Below are 461 nucleotides of genomic sequence, written 5' to 3'. Positions count from 1 at the left end.
GAGACCCCGAGCTGCGTCGAGGCGGGCGGCTGGGATTACTACGTCGAGCCGATCAACGACGAGAACATCGCCGGGCCGGTCTCCGGCCCCTTCGCAACAACGATTTACTAGGAGCCCGACATGGCAGAAAACGGCGTTCAAACAGTCTCTCTTGATCCTGCATCCACCGTCGATGAGATCATCGGCAACAAGGATGGGTCCTCGGTCCGCGTCCTTGTGAACAGCCTCGGCCAGCAGTTGCTCGGCTCGGGTCCCGTGGCCGATGCGATCAATCTGCTGGAAGACCAGGTGCTCTCCGGGCTCAGCCCGGCCAGTTCCTGGGCGGACCTGCTGGCCCTTGTGCCGGTTGCCGATGACGTGGGCTCCTCGGTGCCCGATACGGACGCGGGCACCCACCTTCAGGCGACCGCGACCGGCTATGACGGGGCGAGTGTGCCCAACGCCGGTGTCTACCGCTGGGT

The 461-nt window shown here is 64.9% G+C and carries 1 pseudogene; it reads left to right on the top strand.

The annotated features are described in order from the left end of the window. Window positions 1-120: 120 nt before the first annotated feature. Window positions 121-461: pseudogene (locus O4H53_RS26985) on the top strand (hypothetical protein); the annotation flags it as partial.

This window comes from Sulfitobacter sp. G21635-S1 (genome assembly GCF_027213915.1).
In the GTDB taxonomy this organism is placed as follows: Bacteria; Pseudomonadota; Alphaproteobacteria; order Rhodobacterales; family Rhodobacteraceae; genus Sulfitobacter.
The sequence above is the reverse complement of the archived record's forward strand: the minus strand, read 5'-3'. Positions and strand labels throughout refer to the sequence as shown.